Origin of the sequence: Brucepastera parasyntrophica (genome assembly GCF_022376835.1) — a bacterium.
Taxonomy (GTDB): domain Bacteria; phylum Spirochaetota; class Spirochaetia; order Treponematales; family Treponemataceae; genus Brucepastera; species Brucepastera parasyntrophica.
In genome coordinates this window covers 1,833,172-1,854,219 of record NZ_CP084606.1, presented here as the reverse complement: position 1 = coordinate 1,854,219, position 21,048 = coordinate 1,833,172, and the positions used below count along the sequence as shown (strand labels likewise).

General features: G+C 37.3%; 33 protein-coding genes. All 33 read left to right on the top strand.

Annotated elements, in window-relative coordinates; translation table 11 throughout:
• Positions 1–102: 102 nt before the first annotated feature.
• The 33 genes from K7I13_RS08840 (at position 103) to K7I13_RS08680 (ending at position 21,043) form a co-directional block, all read left to right on the top strand.
• Entirely contained in the window at positions 103–837 is a 735-nt protein-coding gene (locus tag K7I13_RS08840) for a leucine-rich repeat domain-containing protein (protein ID WP_255944905.1), read from the top strand.
• A gap of 128 nt (positions 838–965) precedes the next feature.
• Complete coding sequence (locus K7I13_RS08835; protein ID WP_255944904.1) at positions 966–1,739, top strand: DUF3788 domain-containing protein; 774 nt, start codon at positions 966–968, stop codon at positions 1,737–1,739.
• Positions 1,740–1,778: 39 nt separating this feature from the next.
• Positions 1,779–2,342, top strand: a complete 564-nt coding sequence (locus K7I13_RS08830) for an epoxide hydrolase family protein (protein ID WP_255944903.1) — start codon at positions 1,779–1,781, stop codon at positions 2,340–2,342.
• A 39-nt stretch (positions 2,343–2,381) separates the two neighbouring features.
• The gene (locus K7I13_RS08825) at positions 2,382–2,915 is read left to right on the top strand and encodes an alpha/beta fold hydrolase (protein WP_255944902.1); all 534 of its coding nucleotides are present in this window, start codon (positions 2,382–2,384) and stop codon (positions 2,913–2,915) included.
• A 127-nt stretch (positions 2,916–3,042) separates the two neighbouring features.
• A complete protein-coding gene (locus K7I13_RS08820) occupies positions 3,043–3,495 on the top strand; it encodes a GNAT family N-acetyltransferase (RefSeq protein WP_255944901.1) in 453 nt (150 codons plus the stop codon).
• Positions 3,496–3,617: 122 nt separating this feature from the next.
• Positions 3,618–4,109 (top strand): pyridoxamine 5'-phosphate oxidase family protein, encoded by a 492-nt coding sequence (locus K7I13_RS08815; RefSeq protein WP_255944900.1) that lies wholly within the window; start codon positions 3,618–3,620, stop codon positions 4,107–4,109.
• 222 nt (positions 4,110–4,331) lie between these two features.
• Complete coding sequence (locus K7I13_RS08810; RefSeq protein ID WP_255944899.1) at positions 4,332–4,721, top strand: hypothetical protein; 390 nt, start codon at positions 4,332–4,334, stop codon at positions 4,719–4,721.
• 144 nt (positions 4,722–4,865) lie between these two features.
• Positions 4,866–5,813 carry a helix-turn-helix transcriptional regulator gene (locus tag K7I13_RS08805; RefSeq protein ID WP_255944898.1) on the top strand — a complete coding sequence of 316 codons (948 nt, stop codon included), beginning with the start codon at positions 4,866–4,868 and terminating at the stop codon, positions 5,811–5,813.
• Positions 5,814–5,932: 119 nt separating this feature from the next.
• Entirely contained in the window at positions 5,933–6,535 is a 603-nt protein-coding gene (locus K7I13_RS08800) for an outer membrane beta-barrel protein (protein ID WP_255944897.1), read from the top strand.
• 118 nt (positions 6,536–6,653) lie between these two features.
• A complete protein-coding gene (locus K7I13_RS08795; protein WP_255944896.1) occupies positions 6,654–7,145 on the top strand; it encodes a GNAT family N-acetyltransferase in 492 nt (163 codons plus the stop codon).
• A 35-nt stretch (positions 7,146–7,180) separates the two neighbouring features.
• Positions 7,181–7,609 (top strand): GNAT family N-acetyltransferase, encoded by a 429-nt coding sequence (locus K7I13_RS08790; protein ID WP_255944895.1) that lies wholly within the window; start codon positions 7,181–7,183, stop codon positions 7,607–7,609.
• 57 nt (positions 7,610–7,666) lie between these two features.
• Positions 7,667–8,209: an AAA family ATPase gene (locus K7I13_RS08785; protein ID WP_255944894.1), complete on the top strand. Its 543-nt coding sequence runs from the start codon at positions 7,667–7,669 to the stop codon at positions 8,207–8,209.
• 52 nt (positions 8,210–8,261) lie between these two features.
• Positions 8,262–9,008: a hypothetical protein gene (locus tag K7I13_RS08780; protein ID WP_255944893.1), complete on the top strand. Its 747-nt coding sequence runs from the start codon at positions 8,262–8,264 to the stop codon at positions 9,006–9,008.
• A 27-nt stretch (positions 9,009–9,035) separates the two neighbouring features.
• Positions 9,036–9,440 (top strand): hypothetical protein, encoded by a 405-nt coding sequence (locus K7I13_RS08775; RefSeq protein WP_255944892.1) that lies wholly within the window; start codon positions 9,036–9,038, stop codon positions 9,438–9,440.
• Between the two features lie 11 nt (positions 9,441–9,451).
• Positions 9,452–9,910 carry a hypothetical protein gene (locus K7I13_RS08770; RefSeq protein WP_255944891.1) on the top strand — a complete coding sequence of 153 codons (459 nt, stop codon included), beginning with the start codon at positions 9,452–9,454 and terminating at the stop codon, positions 9,908–9,910.
• A gap of 32 nt (positions 9,911–9,942) precedes the next feature.
• The gene (locus K7I13_RS08765) at positions 9,943–10,128 is read left to right on the top strand and encodes a nitroreductase family protein (protein WP_255944890.1); all 186 of its coding nucleotides are present in this window, start codon (positions 9,943–9,945) and stop codon (positions 10,126–10,128) included.
• A 394-nt stretch (positions 10,129–10,522) separates the two neighbouring features.
• Entirely contained in the window at positions 10,523–11,050 is a 528-nt protein-coding gene (locus K7I13_RS08760; RefSeq protein ID WP_255944889.1) for a CPBP family intramembrane glutamic endopeptidase, read from the top strand.
• A gap of 118 nt (positions 11,051–11,168) precedes the next feature.
• Positions 11,169–11,342, top strand: a complete 174-nt coding sequence (locus K7I13_RS08755; protein WP_255944888.1) for a hypothetical protein — start codon at positions 11,169–11,171, stop codon at positions 11,340–11,342.
• Entirely contained in the window at positions 11,339–11,668 is a 330-nt protein-coding gene (locus tag K7I13_RS08750; protein WP_255944887.1) for a hypothetical protein, read from the top strand. Before K7I13_RS08755 ends, K7I13_RS08750 begins: the two co-directional genes overlap by 4 nt.
• 61 nt (positions 11,669–11,729) lie before the next feature.
• The gene (locus K7I13_RS08745; RefSeq protein WP_255944886.1) at positions 11,730–11,975 is read left to right on the top strand and encodes a hypothetical protein; all 246 of its coding nucleotides are present in this window, start codon (positions 11,730–11,732) and stop codon (positions 11,973–11,975) included.
• Positions 11,966–12,217, top strand: coding sequence for a GNAT family N-acetyltransferase (locus tag K7I13_RS08740; RefSeq protein WP_369413743.1), 252 nt, complete (start codon positions 11,966–11,968; stop codon positions 12,215–12,217). Before K7I13_RS08745 ends, K7I13_RS08740 begins: the two co-directional genes overlap by 10 nt.
• A gap of 471 nt (positions 12,218–12,688) precedes the next feature.
• Positions 12,689–12,928: a dihydrofolate reductase family protein gene (locus tag K7I13_RS08735; protein WP_439647424.1), complete on the top strand. Its 240-nt coding sequence runs from the start codon at positions 12,689–12,691 to the stop codon at positions 12,926–12,928.
• Between the two features lie 54 nt (positions 12,929–12,982).
• Complete coding sequence (locus tag K7I13_RS08730; RefSeq protein ID WP_255944885.1) at positions 12,983–13,540, top strand: DUF1697 domain-containing protein; 558 nt, start codon at positions 12,983–12,985, stop codon at positions 13,538–13,540.
• Between the two features lie 485 nt (positions 13,541–14,025).
• A complete protein-coding gene (locus tag K7I13_RS08725; RefSeq protein WP_255944884.1) occupies positions 14,026–14,526 on the top strand; it encodes a tetratricopeptide repeat protein in 501 nt (166 codons plus the stop codon).
• 29 nt (positions 14,527–14,555) lie between these two features.
• Positions 14,556–15,158 carry a type 1 glutamine amidotransferase family protein gene (locus K7I13_RS08720; RefSeq protein ID WP_255944883.1) on the top strand — a complete coding sequence of 201 codons (603 nt, stop codon included), beginning with the start codon at positions 14,556–14,558 and terminating at the stop codon, positions 15,156–15,158.
• Between the two features lie 126 nt (positions 15,159–15,284).
• Positions 15,285–15,635, top strand: coding sequence for a hypothetical protein (locus tag K7I13_RS08715; protein ID WP_255944882.1), 351 nt, complete (start codon positions 15,285–15,287; stop codon positions 15,633–15,635).
• 209 nt (positions 15,636–15,844) lie between these two features.
• The gene (locus K7I13_RS08710) at positions 15,845–16,738 is read left to right on the top strand and encodes a hypothetical protein (RefSeq protein WP_255944881.1); all 894 of its coding nucleotides are present in this window, start codon (positions 15,845–15,847) and stop codon (positions 16,736–16,738) included.
• 41 nt (positions 16,739–16,779) lie between these two features.
• Positions 16,780–17,283 (top strand): GNAT family N-acetyltransferase, encoded by a 504-nt coding sequence (locus K7I13_RS08705; protein WP_255944880.1) that lies wholly within the window; start codon positions 16,780–16,782, stop codon positions 17,281–17,283.
• A gap of 20 nt (positions 17,284–17,303) precedes the next feature.
• Entirely contained in the window at positions 17,304–17,954 is a 651-nt protein-coding gene (locus K7I13_RS08700) for a hypothetical protein (RefSeq protein WP_255944879.1), read from the top strand.
• Between the two features lie 41 nt (positions 17,955–17,995).
• Positions 17,996–18,496: a hypothetical protein gene (locus K7I13_RS08695; RefSeq protein WP_255944878.1), complete on the top strand. Its 501-nt coding sequence runs from the start codon at positions 17,996–17,998 to the stop codon at positions 18,494–18,496.
• Between the two features lie 300 nt (positions 18,497–18,796).
• Positions 18,797–19,456 (top strand): CPBP family intramembrane glutamic endopeptidase, encoded by a 660-nt coding sequence (locus K7I13_RS08690; RefSeq protein WP_255944877.1) that lies wholly within the window; start codon positions 18,797–18,799, stop codon positions 19,454–19,456.
• 50 nt (positions 19,457–19,506) lie between these two features.
• Positions 19,507–20,016 (top strand): YcxB family protein, encoded by a 510-nt coding sequence (locus tag K7I13_RS08685; RefSeq protein ID WP_255944876.1) that lies wholly within the window; start codon positions 19,507–19,509, stop codon positions 20,014–20,016.
• 34 nt (positions 20,017–20,050) lie between these two features.
• Positions 20,051–21,043, top strand: coding sequence for a serine hydrolase domain-containing protein (locus K7I13_RS08680; protein WP_255944875.1), 993 nt, complete (start codon positions 20,051–20,053; stop codon positions 21,041–21,043).
• The last annotated feature ends 5 nt before the right edge of the window (positions 21,044–21,048 follow it).

Below are 21,048 nucleotides of genomic sequence, written 5' to 3'. Positions count from 1 at the left end.
TTAACCGCTACCGGGAAACAAAACGAGTGGGGGTTCGGAAGCTGGCCCCGGCAAAGCTTGAGCAGTCCAAACCCCTTTAGTTCGCGGTATGATCTTTCAATTGTGTTTGAACTGGTAAATGACGAAAACAAGGTCATTGGGCGGCAGACGGTCAGGTTAACGCCGTCTTATAGTTTTGTCCAAAGGAATAACGAGATTGTGAGTAATTATGATGAAAACAACTTTAATACGGTGACGTTCAATAATGTCAAGGCAGATGATATAAGTGACATGATTACCATCCGTATTGCTTCGGTGAATGGAGCCGCGCCGGAAAACGCACGGGTAAGGATAGCCGCCTTACCGGACGCTAAGTGGAAGGAATATCGTGATGGCTATAGTTACCTGAGAGTAGAGGACCGTGTTGTACTGGGATTTAGCAGGAATTATTCGGGCAGCCAGCAAGGGGAAAACCACAATCTTGTTTTGCCGGCGGATCTTTGGGGGGCACCCTTTATCACTTCCATTGGACAGGAAGCTTTTTCAGATACATCACTTACTAATGTAACTATCCCTGATGGTGTAACTTCCATTAAGAGAGGGGCATTTAGAAAAAACTCACTCACCAACATAACCATACCCAATAGTGTTACATTTATTGGGCATATGGCATTTGAACTTAATCAAATCAGCAGAATAACCATTGGTGCGGATGTAAAATTAGAAGAATACGCAATTGGCTGGCAATCGGTGGGCATTCTAAGCAAACAGTCAGGATTTGAGAAATTCTATGAAAGTAACGGACGGCAGGCAGGGACTTATGCCTACAATGGTCTCCGCTGGAATTATAGCCCCTGATTAATCCAGGTAAAAAATTAGAAGCAAATCGTATAGACGGAACCGTCGTCTGACAGCGTATACCCGCGGACGTCAGGCGACATTCTACCTCAACTTGATTGAATAAAAATGAAGCAAAAGGAATACATATGAATAACAGAACTGAATTGGAAAAAGTCAGTGAAGAAATCATGCGCTTCATGCGGGGCAAGTATGTTCTCGACGAGGTGCCGGGCAAGTATTACGACATTGATTGCCTGAAGTTCCGTCAGGGAAAGAAAACCATTCTTTCAATTAATATACACGAGACTCACTATGATTTTCAGATTATCCTGGGCAAAGCCGAGCGGGAAAAATTCGAAGCACAGCGCAGCGATTTCCCAAAAGAGATACAGGACCTTTATGACAGGGAGCGGACGCTTCACGACGGGAAATGGCTGTTAATCCGTGTGGAAGACCTGGCTTCTTTAGAAGCCGTGAAACAGCTCATCCTGATTAAAAAGAAACCCAACCGCAAGCCGTTCCCGAAAAAACAGGCTGTTTACGCCAGCTGCGGGCACCGCTGTGATCTGTGTGCGCATTATACCGGCGGAACAATCAGCGAGGAGTTTCGGGCGGAGCTGAAAAAGAGGCTGATACGTGTATATGCCGGCGGCGCGGACGATGGAGGATATTGGGGCGATGATATGAAGCTTTGTGATGGCTGCCATACAGGCGGATTAGATAAAAGTTTTAACTGTGATTCATTGAAATGCGCCGCTGAAAATGGTGTTACTAAATGTCAGAATTGTCATACATACCCATGCGATCAGGCACGTCATATGTATCAGGGATTAAAACCAAAAATCCACACAAATACCATTACTGCTGATGATGTTACTTGTGTGATTTTGCCCTATGTTGATGGGCAATATGGAAATTAAGTATTCCGTGATATATAAATAAAAGATGGAGTAAAAACTATGGGAACGTATAGAGACTTTACTATCTCAGTAAGTGACAAAGAATTGAGTGAACTCAGGACAAAATTAACATCTGCGAAATTTCCCCGAAAAGACTATTTTAAGGAAAATTGGGACCTGGGAATTTATTCTTCCGAGTTTGATAAGCTGATAAACTACTGGTTAAATGAGTATGACTGGAAAAAACATGAAGCACAGTTGAATCAATTTCATCAGTACCTGGTAACAATTGACGGAATTGATATTCATTTTATTCTGGAAAAAGGAGAAACCAAAAATTCAATTCCGGTCATTTTTTCTCACGGCTGGCCTGATAGTTTTTTAAGATATACTAAAGTAATCCGTTCATTAACACAGAAACATATATTGGCAGATAAATCAGAAATATCTTTTGATGTCATAATCCCCTCGGTAATTGGCTTCGGCTTTTCCGGTTATTCAAACGATTTTTCCATTAATAATGAGTCAATCGCTGATTTTTGGTTCAAACTGATGGTTGACGAACTGGGGTATAAAAAATTTATCGCAGCGGGAGGAGATGTGGGTTCCGGAATAACACGGTAACTTGCCAAAAATTATCCGCAGCATTTATACGGAATTTATTTGAACGATGTCGGATTAATACGCGATTTGACGGTGTATCGGGATAATTTAACAGAAGAAGAAAAACGGTATTATGAATTTATTTCAAAATGGCTAAAAGAAGAATCGGGATACATGAGCATCCAATCTACAAAGCCTCAAACTCTTGCATTTGCATTATCAGATTCGCCAGTTGGTTTGGCAGCATGGATTTTTGAGAAATTTTATTCATGGGGAGATTGGCAGTCAGGCCTTTCCTATGAAGACGTAATCACTAACATAATGGTTTACTGGATTACAAATACCATTTATACGGCGTGCCGGGTTTATCATGAAAACAGCAATTATCTTACTCCTGTTGGTTATATAGAGGTTCCGACCGGAGTTTCTCTTTTCTCAAACGATATTCTTATGCCGCCAAAATCATGGGTAGAGAAACATTTAAACGCAGTTTATTTTTCACTCATTGAAAGCGGCGGACATTTTACAGCTATGGAAAACCCAAATGCCTTTTGCGAGGATTTTGTGAAGTTTGTGCAGCTGATTAAAGGATAAAATAAAAGACTACACGTCTGCTTCGCTTGCAGCGTGTATACGCAGATGTTAGGCGCAAGGTTTTTGAATTGGCTGTATAATATTGCCAATACAAAATATGAATGTGAAATAATTAAAGAGGATATTTATGGAAATAAAAACAATCAGTGAAAATAAAGAAGATTTTATGGATTTATTATTATTGGGTGATGAACAGGAAAATATGGTAAAAAAATATCTCGAAAGAGGTGAATTATTTGCCCTATATGATAATGATTTAAAAACCGCAGCTGTTGTAACCCAGGAGGCAGAAAGTATTTTTGAATTAAAAAATATCGCCACGTATGAAAAATATCGGGGTAATGGATATGGAAGTTTTATGATAAAATATATAATTGAAAAGTATAGAGAAAAATGCAGTCAATTATTGGTTGGTACAGGAGATGATGAGAAAATATTGTCGTTCTATAAAAAATTCGGATTTACATATTCCCATACAATAAAGGACTTTTTTGTAAATAATTGTGATCATAAAATATTTGAAAATGGAAAACAATTAAAAGATATGGTTTATCTAAAAATAGCCTTTGTTAATGAATAATGGCATGCCTTCTGCATAAAATTATTGGGAAGGATCAAAAATGTTAATTTATTTGTGTTTTTATAGTATAATTTACATTATACTTTTATACGCATAAGACACCAGCGAATCAGGAGAATACGATGACTAATTATGAAGAAGGGATAAAACTACTTGAAGAGATGTTTGGCAATGGGAAAGACAATGTTATCTCGCTTGCTACTATCGCCCGGGAACCAAACGCTGACGGAGCGCCCCGGCCTGTCGTTCGTGGTGTGGACGCATATTATGAGGACGGCGCCTTTTATGTTACGACACATGGAAAATCAAATAAAATGCAGCAAATTGCGAAGAACCCCGAAGTTTCAATTGCTTCCAGCGCCGAGATGTTTACCGCCAGCGGAATAGGGGAAAACCTCGGTTGGGTGTTGGACCCAAAAAATGCTGATTTAAGAACTAAACTCCGTAAAGCTTTTGCCCCATGGTACGACCAGGCAAACAATGAAAAAGATGAAAATTGCTGTATTTTGGCAATTCGGCTCACAAAGGGAACGTTAAATATAAATCATTGGGAAAAATTGTACTACATGGATTTTGTAAAAAAGACGGATATGGAGAATGGCGGAGTTTTCTAAACCTGTGAACACACCGCTATTACTATGGATGCCGGCAGGATGAGCTGCCGGCTGACTCGGAGGCATCCAAGGGAAGGGTCCTTTAGACAGTAATCCAGGACGGCTTTTTTCCAGTTCTATCATCAGCATCATCAAACTATAAAACATAATTTTAAACTTGCCCGCATCCAAAAAGCACTGCTATACTAATAGAATATCGGATAATGTGAATTAGGAGGCCCTATGGCGGAATGGAATGAAGTCAAGGATTATCTCAAAACCAATTTTGATCTGCAAAAAGATGATGATGATTTTTTAAAGATAGCTGTTGAGCTTGGGGAAGACTGGTATCAGCCTGTTTTCATCCAGAAAACAACGGCGCAAAGCGGCGATGTCTGGGTGCAAATTGTTTCACCCGTCGGCGCCATTGATGAGAATGATCTGAACAAGGCGCTCGAAATGCTGAATACCAGAATATGCGGCGGCCTCATCAAAATCGGGAAAAAGCACTATATACGGCATTCGATGCTGATTAACTCATTATCCCCGGAATATATCGGAACCATAACACATATTGTGTCTGATGTCGCAGATGAAATGGAAGGGGAATTTATAGACGACGAGGATAATTAAAAACGCCGTTTTATACGCCCTGGAGCCGAAACCCAGCGCTTGACAGCGGACGTTCTCATGCATACCCGCCGGAATGCATGAGAACATCCGCAAAAAATTAACCTGTATAAAAACATGATTTTATAGTATAATTCACGGGACGATATGTACTATAAAATAAACATTCCTCTTGAGTTTATGCTTACGGGAATTCAAGCTGTTACACTCTGGCTGCTTTTTTACCTGCTTTACCGGCCTGAATCAAAAGCCCGGCGGATATTGCTTGCCTGCTTTATTATACTCTGGCGTCCCCTGCATATCATAGTAAACCTTGCTTTCACCCTTGGAACCCCAACCAAAATTATACTGCAGGCAGCCGCTTTTCTGGGTTTGATACTTTTATCGGAAGGGAAAAGACGGAACAAGTTTATTACCGCCATATACCTGTGGAACATCGGGCTGTTTATGGATGTCGGTTTTTCCTGTCTGTTTGCCGGTGTAACAGGCAGGCTCGCTTTAACGGATATGAATACTTTATATCTCGAAATGACAGTCACCCAGACGGCCATGCTGCTCTGGGCCGTATTTTACTATTTGATGATGCGGACAATACCGCAGGAAGCCTTTGACCGTATATCCTTACGCTTCTGGCTTATTGCCATCCTTACTCCATTTCTGGGCGCCGCCCTGCTTTTTGCGAGTATCAATCCCCTGAAAGTCCAGCTGGAAGCAGGTTTTAACAATTTTCTTCTTCTGGGGATTTTCAGTTTTGTTATTCTGATACTTGATCTTTGTATTTTCTATCTGTATTTAAAACTCATCACCAGTTACCATTCCCGTCTCCTTGCCGGAGAACTTGCCAAAACTCCTCCTGTGTATACCATAGCGGACGGGTTATCCCCGGCGTTCATTGAGAAATACGATCTGTCAAAACGCCAGATTGAAATTGTCGAAGCGTTATTGCAGGGAAAGTCAAATAAAGAAATTGCTGTAGCTCTCAAAATAGAAGTTAATACAGTCCAGGTACATCTACAGAATGTATACCGTAAAACAGGCGCGCCGGGTCGATACGCCATTATGGCTCTGGTTGGCCAAAGCGGCAATAAAGCATAGAAAAACATAAACTAACTGAAAACAGTTATCCCAATTACCCCAAACTAACTGGAAAGTGGAATTGTGAAGCCCTTTTAAAAGCCGTACGCTGAAAGTATCAGACTTTCAGGAGGGTTACTATGATAACTTGGACGAAAAAAACAGTATGCGTTTTCTTTTGCGGTTTACTGGTATCGGTTTCAGTCTTTGCCATGAATATTAAAGGCAATATTTTTGTAAATGGAGGTTTCAGCCTTGGGACGCTCAATCCCAGTCTGGGCGTGATAGACAACACCCTGTTTATGGGCGGGCGGATTCAGGCTGATTATGCGATAAATCAATATCTGAGCGTTGGTTTGGAAACAGGTTTTAACAGCGCGCAAATCGGAGATTCGGATTTTTCTATCGGCGTTGTTCCCATACTTGCCCGTATCGCTTGGCATCCTTTTTCATTGGAAAAACTTGATCCTTACCTCGTCGGGAAAGCGGGTTATGGTGTAGGTTTCTGGACAAACGAAGGCAATGACTATAATTGGTCGGATCCCTGCGGGGGTTTTGTCTGGGGAGTTAACCTGGGAACCCGTTTTTTCTTTACTAAAAATATCGGCTGCTTTGTTGAAGCCGGATATGAATGCCAGTGTTTCGAATGGGACCATCCCGGTATGGAAATCGGTAAATGGGAAGACAGTGCCAATGGACGGACATATATAACAATAGGTATTGCCCTGAAATTTGGTAATTGAAACGTATCCTCGGCCGTCGGGCGGCATGCCGCCTGATCGTTTTTCCGCTTGATCGGTATTGGCCTTGTGTATACAATAACAGCAGAAGAACAGCCATGATAAAAAAACTGATTCAGCAATGAAATTAACTACTGACAGAACAATTCTGTTTCCAATAGATATGAAAATAACTGACGCAATTTTGAATGGTACTTTAAATGAACTCAGTGAATACCATCACAATGAAGAATGGCCGGAAAAGGATTTACAGGAAGCTTTTCCCGTTTTCAAGGAATTGCTGGAGAAAAACGGGAACGATGGATTCAATTTGTGGTTAATAACTGAAAAGAAAGATAATCAGATAATAGGAAGCGCCGGATATATCGGGGAGCCGGACAATGACGGAAATATTGAAATAGGATTTGGTATTATACCAAGCAAGAGGGGAAAAGGTTTTTGTACTGAAGCTGTAAAAGCTTTACTAACATGGGGGCTTCGCCAGGATGAAGTCGCATGTATTACAGCCCGGTGCGATAAGTCAAATATGGTTTCACGAAGGACAATTATCAAGCTGGGTTTTGAATATACTGGTGACGAAGACAATGTAATGAACTGGAAAATAGACCGGTAGCGCAATTTGCGCAGCTTGTTTGGAGAATTATGAATATGAAAATCAAACGCGCTGACAGTAATGATTATTCCGAAATAATGAAGGTATGGGAAAGTTCCGTAAAAGCGACCCATCATTTTCTGAAAACTGAAGATTTTGAATATTATAAACGGATAATAGCCGCTGAATTTTTCCCGAAGGTCAATTTATATATTCTTTTTGCCGGAAAAAAAATTATCGGATTTATGGGGGTTTCCGGAGAAAACCTTGAAATGTTATTTATAGAAAAAGATTCAATAGGCAAGGGATACGGAAAGAAACTATTACAGTATGCAATTGAAAACCTGAATGTAAAAAGAGTAGATGTAAATGAACAGAATAAACAGGCCCTGGGATTTTATGAAAAATCCGGATTCAAAATTACCGGGCGTTCAGAAAAGGATTCCATGAACAAAGATTATCCTGTGCTGCATCTGAGCCTGTGAATACATTACAGGCAATGGGTGAAAGGAACCAATAACACGTGAGCAATATTTTTTGGAATGATTCCTTCTATAATAATAACCGGCGGTCCGGGAGCAGGAAAAACCACCCTGATAAATGAACTGTCGCTTCGCGGGTATAAAACGGTTCCGGAAACAGCCCGTGAAATAATAAGGCACCAAATGGAAACAGGCGGAGAGGGGCTTCCCTGGAAAAACAGGGAACTATATACACAGCTTATGCTGGAATGCTCGATCCGCAGTTATACGGAAACATATAATAAAGAATCAGAAGAAGCAATCTTTTTTGACAGAGGCATATTGGATACATTCTGTTACGCAAAAATGATTGCCATGACCATTTCCGGAGAAATGAACGCCTCGGCATATCAATATAAATATAACCGGCAGGTATTTTTACTTCCGGCATGGAAAGAAATATATGGAACGGACACCGAAAGAAAGCAGTCTTGGGAAGAAGCCGTTTTTACATATGAAATGATGAAGAAAACATATATGGAATATGATTATGATATTATAGAAGTACCAAAAGTAACAGCGGAAAAAAGAGCTGATTTTATTCTGGATACTATAACTCGGTAAACGGGAAAGGAACCGTTTTGGTATATTCCATCCCGCGGCTTTTCGTGATAAAATGCAATTCAGGCAAGGATGGCGCGGGGCGGGTGTTGCAGTTCTATCATTCAATGTAAAAGAGAGACAACAGAATATGCATGAGAATGAACCGGAAAATAAGAATTTTGTATCAGATTTTGTAACATTGGGAATAAAAGCGGTAAAGTATTTTTCCCTCATCCTTATTGTTTTTGTTATTCCAAATATAGCATACACAATCATTGTAATTCTAAACACGTTTAAAACGCGTTTAGGAAAATACGAAATCCTCTATATGATCCTGACATTAATTGCTGCCGTATTATGTATTATAGAGGCATGTTATGTTACGTATATTTTTCTTTTAAAAAGTGCATCGAAAAAGGTTTATGGATATATATCGCCCGTTATAGAAAAACTATGCGGCACTATTTCTAAAGAAATGATTCAGGATAAAGACAGTTCAATACTGGGAAAAAGATATGATTTTTCAGCCTATGTCATTAATGGTTATAACGAAAGCTACCAGAAAAAAATTCCCGGATTTGTAAAAATCTGTATACGTTTTATTGTAAAGAAAATACCGTTTGCTGATATAATCTATCACATATCGATAGATCCATCCGTTCAAAATGAAGAAGAAATAAAGAATTCCCTTTATACTCAAATAAATGAATATGTAAGTAAAAAATTCTTCGGGAAGGCTTCCCTGAAGTGGCTTATTGCGGTGTTACTACTGAATATTGTTTTTCACCTTACGCTGTATATATTATTGGGCAGAATATAAAACTCTGACTGTTTGACAGGAGGACGTATGAAAACATTCCTATCAATATTTCTTTTATTAAATATCATACTCTTCGGAATATTTCCGGATGAACCGGATCTAGACAGAAGTCCATATAGAAAAGTAACGGAAACGTTTTTTTATAACGGGTTAGAAAATAAAATAAATTCGCCAACATATTATTATGACAGCAATAATAACCTGATAATGCGTGTCCTACATAATGAGAAAGGGGAAGAACGGTTCAGGGGCATTTTTAAGTATAATGACGAAAATGAAATGACGGAATATGCTTACTGGTCCAGAACGCCCGGAATAACCCAATGGAACAGATGGGATTATGGTATAGTTGAGAAAACAGTAAGCGGAGATGTAATTACATATATAAAAAAGACAATAGCTATAACACAGGATTTAAAGTCACAGAAATAATTATAAAAGATTTGTCCGGGAAGTTACTTTCCGAGGAATTATCAGGAACAGACGGGTCTTATTCATATAAGGAATTTAACGAATATGGTGATGTGGTTTTTCATAAATATGAGCATGAAAAATCAAACGGATTAAAAACAGAAATATATAATATAGAATACGATAATAACCGGAATAAAGTCCGTATAGAAACTTTTGACAAAGGTATACTAATACACGAAAGAATAAATATATTTAATGACCGGAATTTATTGACAGAATCGCTGATAATTAATCATGAAAATAATATAGAAAGAAAACACTTATATGAATATAATGAAAATGAAAAACTACTGGAAGAAAAATATCTGAATAGTGATGGCATTGAAACGTTTGCGTATTATTTTGAATATGATGAAGAGGGAAGAATTACAAAAAAAGGCGAAAGAACTTCTACGTATAATAGATATTGGACGTATGAATATTATTAGACAAAAATTGTCATAATATTTACAAAGACAGCATGAATTTTTTTGAGCTGGCTAAACACCACTGTACGACAAGAGGATTCAAAGACGAAAAAATCAAACCGGATGAACTGGAGCAGATTTTATCCGCCGGGCTTGCGGCACCAACGGCGTGCAACCAGCCGTTTCAGCGAATTATAGTTGTCCGGGAACCGGAAAATAAAGAATATAAAGGAAACTGAAACAAGCGAAACTAACGGAGGATATGATGAAAAAATCAATTCAATTTATTGTTTTAACCTGCGCTGTAAGCTGGACAGCAGCCGGACTTGCTGTTCTGTTTGGGCTGCGTTCTGTAAATGGACCGGCCTACACGGTTTTTGCGTCAGCCTATATGCTGCTGCCTGCAGTCTGTGCAATAATTCTTCAGATAGTCCACAAGGAAAAACCGTTCAGAAATTTAAATATTTCATTCCGGTTTAACCGATGGTTTCTTATCGCGGGGATAGTCCCTGTTGTTTGTGCATTCCTGACATTGGGCATAAATGTTCTATTCCCGAATGTTTCATTTTCCATTGCGTATGAAGGATTTCTTTCATCTCTGCCCCAGAAAACGCGGAACTTGTCGCGCAGCAGATGTCGCAATTTTCGCCTCTTGTTTATCTGGCTATACAGGTGGTCAGCGCTCTGGCCGCCGGTTACACAATAAACGCTCTTTTCGCCTTCGGAGAAGAAGCCGGCTGGCGCGGGTATCTCCTAAAAGCATTGGAAAATAAAAAATTTCTGTCTGTTTCGCTGATTACCGGTACCGTGTGGGGATTATGGCATTTCCCCCTGATTCTTCTCGGGCATAATTATCCACAGCACCCCATACCCGGCGTAGGAATGATGATTGTCTGGTGTATTTTACTTTCGCCTGTGATGACCTATATTGTAATAAAATCGAAATCGGTAATCTCGGCAGCCATTTTTCATGGAACTTTAAACGCCATCGGCGGACTCAGTAGATTGTACCTTGTAGGCGGCAATGACCTTACAAACGGAATAGCCGGAATCGCAGGATTTATTGCCCTGCTGCTGATAACTATTGCTTTTTTTTTGTATGATAAATACGCATCTAAAGAAAACATTTTCACTACAGTAATAGAGGAGCATTATTCATAAATTAATAAACAGAGTGCCTGAACATGTGTGTCCGCAGGCACATTCTCTAGAGCCTGTGTTTGACCTTATTTTTTTATTATATCTGCGCTTTCTTTAAAGTACGGAAAAGATAACGAATATGGAAAATGAAGATGTATTGAATGAATTTTATCTTAACCTCTCCTCCAGTGAAAAAGAACTGTATGCTGAACTGGCAAAAGCGGCCATATGTCTCGGGTACAGGCCTAAAAAGATAAGCAAAAAACTTTATCAATATCATTCAGCAAAAACAAAGTTAAAAAGACTATATTGAAGTTTTATGGCGGAGAAGATGGTATTTGCTGGAAACTGAAATTTTACGCAAATAAAGAATATTCAGGAATATATGATAAAAGTATAAAAGATGTAATAGAAAGATTTAACTATAAATATGTCGGATGTTATGGCTGCGGAAAATGTAAAAAAGAAAAAGCCGGCTATAATATAGAATATGATGACGGAAGAAAATATTTCAGATGCGGGTTTGAATTAATTCCAATAAAAACAATTTCAAAAGATATAGTAGAAGAAGCTGTAAAAATGATGGAAATACAAGACAGGAAATTTATTGAAGAAATAAAACAAACACTGATAAAATAAGCCGTACCTTTATTCCGGGCTGAACTATCCTGAAAACTATAAAATGAAAGGGCAAAAGATAATGGATAATAATATCGAAAAAGAAAAGCTGGTATTCAGAAAATTAAATAAAAATGACAAAAATCTGTTCGTTGAATTGCGGTTTGCATATTTTTCAATGAGTGATTTTGTTATATCTGAAATTGAAAAAAATAAAATCAAAAACAATTTGATAACATACTTTGATGAAAACATTGAAAATGGAAATTTTCTTGGCATGATTTGTGAATATAAAAAGAAGCTGTCGCTGCCGCCTATCTGGCAATAGGCAAAAAACCGCCCAATCCGAATTTTGTTAATGGCAAGACCGGAACTTTATTAAATGTTTTTACATACCCGGAATACAGGAATCAAGGCATAGCGGCAACGTTAATGAAAAAATTAATTGAAGAAGCCAAAAAAGAAAATATAAGTGAAATAGAACTCAGCGCTACAAAAGACGGAGAAAAACTGTATAAAAAACTGGGATTTAAAGAATCAGAGTATACAGAAATGAATATATTATTATGATTCCGGGTATGCTGAAATCTCTATTCTTTTGTATTTGTGGTCGGAGCATACAAAATTTCAGGAACGGATATAGAGATGAAAACAACTGACCATATCTGGCAATTAAAGCAGGTCAAAAAATTAATAGCTATATTTTATATTCTGAAAGGTAATACTTCATCAGACAAAATTTATCCTGAAACATGTCAGGATTAACCTTTCTTTACATCATGCGCTGTATTATGTTATAGGAAGGAGAACAGACAATGCGTAACCAATTTACTGGAACCAGTTGATACAATTATTCTGGGCAGAAAACTGGCGGAAGAGTTTATTCCGCATTGAACAGGCGTTGCTGCGGACAGCAGCGATCCCGAGCAGGCAGCAGGAAAAAAATATACAGACACACACAAAGTAGTTTTTACCGGAACGCTTGATAAGGCCGAATGGGAAAATACGGTTTTAGCAAAAGGCGGTATTCTTGATGAGGTCATGAAACTCAAAAACCAGGTTGGAAAAGATATCATTACTTATGGTGGCGCATCATTCGCTTCGGCTCTCGTCAAATACGGGCTTATAGACGAATATCATTTATTCATCAATCAGGCCGCAATAGGGAAGGGGCAATCCATTTTCAAAGAGATTTCCGGAAAGCTGAACTTAAAATTAATACAAGCTATTCATTTTGAGTGCGGTATTGCAGTATTACATTGCGAACCGGACAAAAGCTGAATAACAAAAACAATTAAAGGCAGTATCGGAATAAAAACCGGAAGGATTGTTTTTATGGAAACATATGTATATGCGGCATTGCTGAGGGGAATAAATGCAGGCGGAAATAATATTATTAAAATGGTTGAGCTAAAACGGATATTTGAGGAAATGGATTTCTCTAATATTAAAACATATATCCAAACCGGGAATGTGATTTTCAATGACATTGAAGCTGACAAGACAAAAATTACAGATAAGATAGAAACGGCAATATCCAAAAAGTTAAACAACACAGTAACTGCTTTAGTATTATCAAAACCTGAAATTGCAGCTGTCATACATGATAAGCCGGCAGGATTTGGAGATGATAAAGACAATTACAAATATGATATAATATTTTTGATGAAACAGCTGGGTATAAAAGAAGCGAGGGCGGCCTTTGATCCACGGGAAGGAGTTGATCAAATATATGAAGGCGGCAATGTGCTGTATATTTCAAGAGCAAAAAAACACCTGACAAAAAGCCGGCTCTCAAAAATAGTCGGATCAGAGATATATCCAAAAATAACAATACGGAATTGGGTTACAACAGAAAAAATATATGAACTGATACAAAAAAATATATTATAATTCCAATAACTCTCGACAGCGCTGCGGCCTGCCAGGGTATTCGATAATTCCGGTACTTCGATATTTTTTTATTATTGACCGATGCATAAAAAAGAGATATGTTACAGAAAAGATGCGGATAATAAAAAGGCGTTTCGTTTTGAAAACGAAACGCCGCCAAGCCTTATTGGCGGTTATACAATGGGGAATATCTTATGAACCGGAAGCCGTCATTATCGGTCTTTTTTATAGCCGGTTTTTTTCGTCAGTATCGCGTCACTGTCCCTTATCTTCTATACAAGTAACCGCGCCAATTACTAGACGGATGTCCGTTTAGTAATCCGGGAAGGAACAGACAAATAAGGGGCTCTTTTGCCCGGCAGAGCAATCTGCAAACAGGATTTTTCCCGACCGTCCAAAATACCTGATACCCGGGGGTTGCCGGGCAGGCTTAATATAGCTGATAATAGTTTTATACGCAGGTTTAGAAAGGATGGGAAATAAAAATGAGTAAAATAAAGTCTGATACTCCGATAGTAAGGTCAGTAGCCTGGATATCATTAATTCCTCAATTACTTGTATTGGGATTATTTATACTATTGTTTTATTTTTTAAACACCCCGAATCCATTGATTTTTGGTTCATTGGCATATTTGCTTGTTTCATTTTCCTTAAGAAACTTCCTTGCTAAGGATCACAGGGAAGGAATGAAATTAACCAGAATGGAAAAATATGATGAAGCAATTCCGGTTTTTGAAAAGAGTGTCAATTTTTTTACGACATATAACTGGATAGATAAATACCGCTATCTGGTAATGCTCAATTCATCAAAATATTCATTTAAGGAAATGGGATTGTGCAATATTGCTTTTTGCTATAGCCAAACCGGAAATGCTGAAATGACAAAAAAATACTATGAAATAATTCTTGAACAATACCCGAATAATGGTATTGCTCAAGCCGGATTAAACCTGATTAATTCTATTCAGGATGATAAAAATAAATAACTTGGTTTCAGGGATAAAGGAGAAAATATATGACTGTTTTTTTATATGTATTGGATACTCTTGCTGATTGGGAAATATCATTTTTAACGGCTGAGATTAACAGCGGAAGATATCTGAAGAAAAATATTACCAAACCAAAAACAATAAAAGTTGGAAATAGTCTGACTCCCATTAAAACAATGGGCGGAATTGAAATTACACCGGATATTGATATAACTGATATGGCTTTGCAGAATGAAGATTTGATTATATTGCCCGGAGCGGATACCTGGCAAAGTGAAAATAATCAGAAAATTATTGACATAGTATATGAAAGTTTAAATAAGAATATTATTGTCGCCGCAATCTGCGGAGCGACTTTTGCTCTGGCTCAAAAGGGAATATTGGATACAAAAAAGCATACCAGTAATGATAAGGATTATTTAAAAATGATATGTAAAAATTATAAAGGTGAAATATTTTATGAAAACAAACCGGCCGTTGCAGACAATAATCTAATAACAGCCAGCGGCATTGCGCCACTGGAATTTACTTATGAAGTAATAAAAAAAATAAACATTATGGAAAATAATACACTGGAAGCATGGTATAATTTATATAAAACCAAAGAACCAAAATATTTTTTGAGCTAATGAAATCAATTGAATAATTGACGGAATAAAATAATAAAGCGTGCGGCCGGATATAACGTTTCCAGTAATTATGATATTGGCAAACCATATGTTTATGGTTTTAAAAATAATCATGGGAGAAACAAAATGAAAAAGGTCTTTATCTTATCATTATTCTATGGCTGCATTGTATTGCAGATTTTTGCGGGCGGACAGGCGGAATCGGGAAGAGATTCGAATATGGATATTATTGAATCAGGTCAGTTTATCGATCCTTCCAAAATAGATGCCTATTCATATATTAATGATTATACTTTCCCGTATGATATTAACGGGAATGAAGATCTGTCAATATTCACAAAACTGGAAAAGAAAGGGTTCTTACAGCTGGGGATAAATTTAATTTATTTGTCGGACTTCATGTTAATAACAAGGATTTCTTTAAAAGAAACGAGGGAAATTATATACTCTTTATACATAATCCCGAAATATTATTAAGAACTGAATGGAAAAAATCTGTCATATCTGCATTAACAGAAATACTGCAGTCAAAACAGTCGGATGCCATTACAGGTATATTTGATCCGGTAGAAAATGAAATTATTACTGTAACAGGGGTTGCTTCAATTAATGATGCTTTATCAAAAATCGAAAGCAGCAGGAAAATTTATGCACTAGATACTATCTTATATGAATCATTTACTTGCATGGACGAAATCGACAATGATTATGGCACCAGGTTTTTATGGATCACTGATTCGGATTTACTGAAAAGCAGCGAAAGGCAAACCGAGTATTTTGATTTTCTGATGAAACTGCAATCGCAGAATAATATCAGTTTTTCTTATCTTGGATACGGAGAAATCCCTAACTGGGCTATTATGAACCAGTCATTAAAAAATGTCGGCGGAAATTCATATTACGCGGATACAAATGATGAACTGGAAACTAAAATCCGGGATGATTATGACAGATTTGTATATCCCGCAATAGGGAATATAAAAATTAATATATCATTAATGCCGTGGATAGGAGAAGATCGTACCGACTACCGCACGTCATGGTATTCCGTTAATAATTTTCTGCCGACGAATAATTATTATACACATACGAGAAAAAATGAAATAAAAAATATGGATCCCGGTGAACATAAAATATTTTTATATTATCTGAACATTGATGCTGTTAATAGGATTTTAAGGGATCAATATCTCAGGGAAATATATTCAAACGGAACAATTCCGGTAGGTTTTTGCAGCGTTGAATATTATTCATATGACCAGGATAAAATAATTTACAGAACCTTTCCTCTGGAAGTAAAATATACAGCCGACTATGATGAATATCATGATTATACGGATAAAACGGTTCAGAAGTATACAATATTGCAGAATACGGGATTTATTCTGAAGGAATTAAGCCAGCTGGTAAGTAAGCGGCAGTATTATACTGCTATATTACTAGCGGACAGCCAAATCAAATTATTGGAAAAATATGCGGATGAAAACCCGGAAGAGGAAATTATGACGGATATCGGGGTACTAAAGAAAACCAAAGAATTATTAATGGAACAGGCAAAGAGCCTGAATTATATCCGGTAAGAGGCGGCCGCCGGATACCGGAAAAATACGGAGAAAGCATTATGAATATTTCAATGGCGCCTGTTTCAAAGGATGAGAAAGAAATCCTGAAAAACTTATTGGAAAAATATGAATATGAATTTTCCCAGTATAATAATTGTGATGTAAACAGTCTTGGACTGTACGGATATGATTATCTGGATTATTACTGGACGGAAGAAAACAGGTTCATATACTTTATAAAAGCTGATGACAAACTGGCCGGATTTGTTATGATTAGTGATTATCCAGAAATAAATATTGAAACAAATTATTCTGTCTCGGAATTTTTTGTAATGCATAAGTACAGAAAATCAGGCATCGGAACCTTTGCCGCAAAATATATTTTTGATAAATACAAGGGCGCCTGGCAGTTAAGATATCATCCGGAAAACAGAACCTCAAAATTGTTCTGGAATAAAGTTGTAAGAGAATACACAAACGGAAATTATAAAATAATAGAAAACAATGCTGAAGCGGAATATGAAGACGGGACAATAGGAGAGGTACTTATTTTCAAAACATAATAAAAGGCGGGGCGGTTCTCATGAAGTTTTTATGCCCAATAGTATTACTGATTACTATTTCCTTGTCTGTTTTTTCCCAGACAGAATTATACGGAAACTGGCGGTTAGAAACTGTCAATGGAGAAATTCAGAGCGGCGTTATAAACGAATATATTTTTTACGAAAATGGTTTATTATTGCAGGTTGCTAATAGAGTTGATGAAAACGGAATACAAATATCGGATATATATGGGATGGAAATGTATATTGATCTTTTCGGTTATACATTTTCTGATGAAACATTAATTCTGAATAATACTTTACATTTAAAAGCTGTAATTGAAAATGACAGGCTGCAGCTTACTGATAAATATACCGTTTTTTTGTTCAAACGGATAAACGATGAAAACATTCAGGGTACATGGATAAGTTATAATTTTTCCGGCAATAACCCGGCTGAATATATTATTGATAATAATTTAAAAGGTACCTGTACAATAGGAAATACAAACAACACAGAGCCAATCAGTGTTGTAATAGAAAAAATTACTGCCAGTAATATTATTTTTCATGGAAAGTTTTTATTTCATGATTATATGACAGAATATTATTTCATTATGGACGGAGACCGGTTATTATTATTTCCGAAAGACAATGAACATATACATTTAATCCTATCGCGGAAAGAATAAGCTGATCCGGATGAAAATGTATATTATACGCCGGAGAAAATATGAATCTTGATGAACTGATGAATAATAAACAATTAAAAACAAAAGAAAAAACGGAAATATTGAGCCGGTATATTCTTAACAGGGAAATAAAAGTCGGTGATATAATAGATTTTGCTGAAACCGCAAAAGACCCGGTTAAAGCAGCGTGTATAGAATCACTGGAATATGCAAGCGAAAAAGAACCCGCCGTAATCAATAAAGCCTGTTTTGCCTTTGCCGTCAAAAACCTGAAAGCAAAAGCCCCGAGAATAAAATGGGAAAGCGCGAGGATAATCGGAAATACCGCGTATTTATTTACCGATGATTTAAAAGACGCGATAAAAAACTTATTGGAAAACACCGGTCATGAAGGAACGGTTGTACGGTGGAGTTCCGCGTTTGCCCTGGGGGAAATTATAAAATTGAAAACAAACTATAACAAAGAATTAACAGATGAAATAAAGAAAATATGTGTAAAAGAAGAAAAGAACAGCATTAAAAAATATATGCCGACGCAATAAAAAAGCGGAAATTTGATCGGCTCGCTGGTATTGACTGCCGGAGATTCACAGCCGGCGGTCTGTATGCAGACCGGTTGACATATTCCTGAATCGTGTATATTAAGAATATATGGAGGCCGGAATGCAACTAAAAAATACAACCATCCTATTCTGTTTTATAGCATAGCTGTTCTTGTTCCATGGATATGCTGGTTTGCATGGGCATGGATAAGCAACAGCAAATGGCAGGAAAACCCCAGTGCTATTCTCACGGGAAGTCTTCTCGGAATAATAGGCCTCTGCGGGCCATTCATTATTGCCATGATATTAATACTTCCCGATCAGGAAATGAGAAAAGAACTGTTTTCTTCTGTTTTCAATTTTAAAGGAATTCGTCCTGTCTTCTGGGTTTTAACCTTTGCTCTGTTTCCTGTAAGCATACTTGCGGCACAGGCAATCTCTCTGCTTTTTGGTTATAGTGTTTCACAATTCAGGCTTGTCGAGCACATGTCTTTCTCCGCCGGAATATTCCCCGCATGGTTCCTGCTAATTCTGGCCCCTATTCTGGAAGAGCTGGGATGGCATACGTATGGAATTCACTGCCTGAGAAACCGGTTTAACCTTTTTGTAACATGTATTATTTTTGGCGTTATCTGGGGCCTTTGGCATATGCCGTTATCCTATGTAAAAGGATATTACCAGAATGTATTGGCGGAAACCGGAATTATATATTCAATAAACTTTCTGGTAAGCCTTATCCCGTATTTAATTATAAATAACTGGCTGTATTATAAAACCAACAGAAATCTGGTACTGGTAATAATATTTCATTTTCTGGCAGGTTTTTCAAATGAAATATTCCGGACACATCCTGACAGTAAAATAATACAGACCGTTTTGCTGCTGATCTTTTCAGTAATTATTATTTGCAAAGAAAAGTCCTTTTTCTTCAGTAAATCACCTGAAGAAATATTTACCTGAAAAAGGCGGCGCTCCCCGAACCTAAAAGCGCGGAAAGGAGAAAGAGAAAAATGAAAGAATTTACTTTCAGCGGAAAAATAAGTTTTGATGATTATGTTCAGATGAACCGGTTTTATATGAAAGAACACATTTTGCGGCAAAAAGTATTGCTGATTGTTCTCATAGTATGCGCGGCTGTTATTGTAGGTTTTTCCATATATGGCAGCATAGTATATAAAGAAACCAGCCTTTTTGAAGACCTTTTACCGCTGTTAATTATCGTCGTGGTAATTTTCCTTGTTATCAGACGTCCGAAAATTCTATACAAAAAGTATTATTACAGCAGCAAAATGCTCCAGGAAGAAAGGACGTTTATAATAAATGAAACCGCTATAATCCAGAAGACGGAAAGCAGTGACGTAAAATTAACCAAAAATGAAATAAACCGCATACGCTTTGATAAAGATTCCATTTATATTTTTACGGGTGAAAACAGTGTCTTTATAATAAAAGAAGCATATTTTGAAAACAGGCAGGAATATAATGAACTCAAGGAGTTTATCAGAAAAAATTTCATGTAATGGGATATTTACTTGTTATTAAGGAGGTACATGCGTGAATATTGAAAACCTGATAGGGGCTGATTTCAGCGGAATCGTTTCGGTCAGAAAGAATAAAGAGGTGTTATTTGAAAAAGCATTCGGATATGCTGATTTAGCAAATAAGAACCCGAATACAGTTGAAACAAAATTTCCGACAGCATCAGCGGGAAAAGTATTTGTCGCAACCAGGATTTTACAATTAATAGAAAAAGGACATTTATCTTTTGATACAGAAATCGGAGCCATACTATCATTTGACTTGGACAGGCTGGACCAAAAAGTAACAGTAGAGCAGCTATTAACACATACGTCAGGCGTCCCCGATTATTTTGATGAATCCGAGCTGGATAATTATGCGGACTTATGGAAAGATTTTCCGAATTATAAAATTCGAAAATCAACCGACTTACTGCCATTGTTCATACATAAACCAATGATGTACAGGCCCGGAGAAAAATTTCAATATAACAATTCGGGATTTGTTTTATTGGGAATAATAATTGAAGAAATCAGTAAAAAAGCATTTGATACATACCTTGATGAAGAAATATTTCAAAAATGCAATATGAACAGCACAGGATATTATGAATTGGACAGACTGCCCGGAAAATGCGCCAGCGCTTATATATATGATACGGAAAAAAAGGAATACTATTCAAATATATATAGTGTGGACGCAAAGGGAAGCGGGGCCGGAGGAGCATACACGACAATACCGGACATACATAATTTCTGGAAAGGATTGTTGAGCGAAAAATTAATATCGGAAAAATTCGTAAAGAATATGCTAAGCGTGCACATCCACGATGGAACATCCGATTACGGATACGGAATATGGCTTAACAAAGAATCGGAAGAATTGTATACGCCATATTTTCAGGGCAGTGATCCCGGGGTCAGTTTTATATCAAGCTATAATATGAAAAAAGAAACAGAAATAACGCTTGTAAGTAACATGGAAAATAATGTCTGGGAAATTAAAACCAATATAGAGCAGATACTGTAAAAAGC

Bases quoted from the DNA above. Each gene is read 5' to 3' on its own strand.
- K7I13_RS08755 (WP_255944888.1), top strand. From the start codon at position 11,169: ATGGAAAATGAAGATGTATTGAATGAATTTTATCTTAACCTCTCCTCC.
- K7I13_RS08705 (WP_255944880.1), top strand. From the start codon at position 16,780: ATGAATATTTCAATGGCGCCTGTTTCAAAGGATGAGAAAGAAATCCTG.
- K7I13_RS08725 (WP_255944884.1), top strand. From the start codon at position 14,026: ATGAGTAAAATAAAGTCTGATACTCCGATAGTAAGGTCAGTAGCCTGG.
- K7I13_RS08810 (WP_255944899.1), top strand. From the start codon at position 4,332: ATGGCGGAATGGAATGAAGTCAAGGATTATCTCAAAACCAATTTTGAT.
- K7I13_RS08835 (WP_255944904.1), top strand. From the start codon at position 966: ATGAATAACAGAACTGAATTGGAAAAAGTCAGTGAAGAAATCATGCGC.
- K7I13_RS08785 (WP_255944894.1), top strand. From the start codon at position 7,667: ATGATTCCTTCTATAATAATAACCGGCGGTCCGGGAGCAGGAAAAACC.
- K7I13_RS08690 (WP_255944877.1), top strand. From the start codon at position 18,797: ATGATATTAATACTTCCCGATCAGGAAATGAGAAAAGAACTGTTTTCT.
- K7I13_RS08795 (WP_255944896.1), top strand. From the start codon at position 6,654: ATGAAATTAACTACTGACAGAACAATTCTGTTTCCAATAGATATGAAA.
- K7I13_RS08760 (WP_255944889.1), top strand. From the start codon at position 10,523: ATGTCGCAATTTTCGCCTCTTGTTTATCTGGCTATACAGGTGGTCAGC.
- K7I13_RS08720 (WP_255944883.1), top strand. From the start codon at position 14,556: ATGACTGTTTTTTTATATGTATTGGATACTCTTGCTGATTGGGAAATA.
- K7I13_RS08780 (WP_255944893.1), top strand. From the start codon at position 8,262: ATGCAATTCAGGCAAGGATGGCGCGGGGCGGGTGTTGCAGTTCTATCA.
- K7I13_RS08700 (WP_255944879.1), top strand. From the start codon at position 17,304: ATGAAGTTTTTATGCCCAATAGTATTACTGATTACTATTTCCTTGTCT.
- K7I13_RS08695 (WP_255944878.1), top strand. From the start codon at position 17,996: ATGAATCTTGATGAACTGATGAATAATAAACAATTAAAAACAAAAGAA.
- K7I13_RS08730 (WP_255944885.1), top strand. From the start codon at position 12,983: ATGGAAACATATGTATATGCGGCATTGCTGAGGGGAATAAATGCAGGC.
- K7I13_RS08765 (WP_255944890.1), top strand. From the start codon at position 9,943: ATGAATTTTTTTGAGCTGGCTAAACACCACTGTACGACAAGAGGATTC.
- K7I13_RS08805 (WP_255944898.1), top strand. From the start codon at position 4,866: ATGTACTATAAAATAAACATTCCTCTTGAGTTTATGCTTACGGGAATT.
- K7I13_RS08830 (WP_255944903.1), top strand. From the start codon at position 1,779: ATGGGAACGTATAGAGACTTTACTATCTCAGTAAGTGACAAAGAATTG.
- K7I13_RS08800 (WP_255944897.1), top strand. From the start codon at position 5,933: ATGATAACTTGGACGAAAAAAACAGTATGCGTTTTCTTTTGCGGTTTA.
- K7I13_RS08685 (WP_255944876.1), top strand. From the start codon at position 19,507: ATGAAAGAATTTACTTTCAGCGGAAAAATAAGTTTTGATGATTATGTT.
- K7I13_RS08790 (WP_255944895.1), top strand. From the start codon at position 7,181: ATGAAAATCAAACGCGCTGACAGTAATGATTATTCCGAAATAATGAAG.
- K7I13_RS08775 (WP_255944892.1), top strand. From the start codon at position 9,036: ATGAAAACATTCCTATCAATATTTCTTTTATTAAATATCATACTCTTC.
- K7I13_RS08745 (WP_255944886.1), top strand. From the start codon at position 11,730: ATGGATAATAATATCGAAAAAGAAAAGCTGGTATTCAGAAAATTAAAT.
- K7I13_RS08710 (WP_255944881.1), top strand. From the start codon at position 15,845: ATGGACGAAATCGACAATGATTATGGCACCAGGTTTTTATGGATCACT.
- K7I13_RS08735 (WP_439647424.1), top strand. From the start codon at position 12,689: ATGAAACTCAAAAACCAGGTTGGAAAAGATATCATTACTTATGGTGGC.
- K7I13_RS08715 (WP_255944882.1), top strand. From the start codon at position 15,285: ATGAAAAAGGTCTTTATCTTATCATTATTCTATGGCTGCATTGTATTG.
- K7I13_RS08815 (WP_255944900.1), top strand. From the start codon at position 3,618: ATGACTAATTATGAAGAAGGGATAAAACTACTTGAAGAGATGTTTGGC.
- K7I13_RS08820 (WP_255944901.1), top strand. From the start codon at position 3,043: ATGGAAATAAAAACAATCAGTGAAAATAAAGAAGATTTTATGGATTTA.